The sequence below is a fragment of the Pseudoalteromonas sp. Z1A6 genome, from assembly GCF_011378745.1.
GTDB lineage: Bacteria > Pseudomonadota > Gammaproteobacteria > Enterobacterales > Alteromonadaceae > Pseudoalteromonas > Pseudoalteromonas arctica.
In genome coordinates this window covers 1-1,932 of sequence record NZ_WTKW01000529.1, presented here as the reverse complement: position 1 = coordinate 1,932, position 1,932 = coordinate 1, and the positions used below count along the sequence as shown (strand labels likewise).

Sequence of the window (1,932 nt, the reverse complement as noted above, 5' to 3'; positions counted from 1 at the left end):
TAAGCTTCAAGCTTGTATTTTAACGCCAGCCAAGGGCTGGCGTTTTACTTTCTAAATACCTAATTTAATAAGTGCGAAAAAATGCCGCACAACTCATATCAAAAACCATATAATATACCGCGTAATTAATCATTCCTTAATGCCCAATAAACCTGCATTACTCATTACGGCTATTTAATTAATGACACTAAAGCTTTCATGGCGAAAAACATTCAGGCGGTTACATTTATACTTAGGCCTATCAGTAGGTGTTTTACTTACTATTATTAGCCTTTCTGGCTCCGTATTAGTTTACTATCCGCAAATAGACTTACTGCTAAATCCAGAAAATGACGCTACTACAAACATAAAAACGCCTAATTGGGAGCAAGCATATAATACGCTAAGAGCCAATTTCCCTTCAAAGCAAGGGCCATGGCGATTAGAAAACACAGGTATAAACTCAGTAATTCCCGCGCGATACTACAATCCAATAGAAACAAAAGAGCAAGGCTTTGCTCCCTTAATGGTATGGCTATCTAGCAGTAGTGATAAAGTAATACGTAAAAACTATTGGGGAAAATACTTAGTAACTTGGATGTACAACTTACATTTTTCATTACTAACAGGAGGAACGGGCACTCTCGTTGTTGGCTATATAGGCATAGCCTCAATAGTTCTTCTTATCTCTGGATTCTTTGCTTGGTTTCCAAAGCCTGAGCAGTGGGTAAAGGCACTAAAATTTAAATCTCGTAGCTCTAAAATAGGTTTGCTATACGACTGGCATAAACTAATTGGTTTAACCTTCTGCATACCGCTACTAGCTTTAACTGTTACAGGTGTTATGCTCGCTATTCCAAAACAAACAGATCCTATATTAACCGCTCTAGTTAGCGATATAAACTCCCCACCAAAAACACAAATTCAACCGAGCAAACAAACCAATATTCCTTTATCACAAGCGGTATTAATAGCTGAAAAAGCATTACCGAATACGCGTTTAGCTTGGATTGAAACACCATCAAACTTAAATGCTATTTACAGATTAAGATTTCAAACTGTAAACGATCCTTCGTATCGCTTTCCACATAGCTATATAGAGGTTAATGCACTTACAGGAAAGTTAGAGAGCGTGTTTAATATAGATAAGCAAAGTACGGCTAGTAAAATAAAAAACTGGATACACCCTCTACATGACGGCAGCATTGGCGGTAACATTTTAAAAGTCATTTGGGTGCTGAGTGGCTTTGGACCTGCTGCATTGTTCTTTATTGGCGTATATAGGTGGTTAGTTAGAACCAAGAGAATATAAAAATAAAATAAAATAAAATAAAATAAACTTTACGCCAATCTACCTAGTTAAATGATCTATTTGAGGTCAAAAATTTCTTTATTTCGTTGTTCTCGCCAATTACTCCTAAGTTGCTCAACCTTCTGTATCCATGCAATCGTATATCAGAAATTTCTAACGCAATTAACGTCAAGTTCAATCCACCAAATTGATTAGGTATTATTGCCGATTAGTATAATTATCAGGTATGTGTATTTATTCTGCACGCGCTAAAACTACAGTTAGTTACAGATGTAATGCGGTAAATCACTTAGGTAAACTTAGCGCACAATAGTGCCCCCCAATTAATTGCTTACTAGTGTCTGTAAATAAGGCTATATACCTAATGGGAATGTCTAATAGGCTACTGAATAGTTAAAGCAAGGCTCTTTACAATGTGAAGCCTGCGTAATGTCACGATACCAACAGCGGTGGAGAGTCACGTAGTAAATGCTACTTTATTGGCCGAATGGGGTATTGAGGGTTTTTGTTGTGATTTTAACGTCGGGAGTCGCTACGCTCGCCCGCCCTACGTGATGTGTGTTGATGTGAGTGTGCATTAATTGCACGTATTTTACTTTTCTGCAGACGTAAAAAAGCCCGAATCGTTAGATTCGGGCTTT

General features: G+C 37.5%; 1 protein-coding gene. It reads left to right on the top strand.

Features of this window, described 5'->3' with window-relative positions; translation table 11 throughout:
* Positions 1 to 181 precede the first annotated feature (181 nt).
* On the top strand, positions 182 to 1,291 hold the full coding sequence (locus tag GQR46_RS19170; RefSeq protein ID WP_165742116.1) for a PepSY-associated TM helix domain-containing protein: 1,110 nt from the start codon (positions 182 to 184) through the stop codon (positions 1,289 to 1,291).
* Positions 1,292 to 1,932: the final 641 nt, after the last annotated feature.

Coding starts and splice junctions, on each gene's coding strand:
- GQR46_RS19170 (WP_165742116.1), top strand. CDS start 182: ATGACACTAAAGCTTTCATGGCGAAAAACATTCAGGCGGTTACATTTA.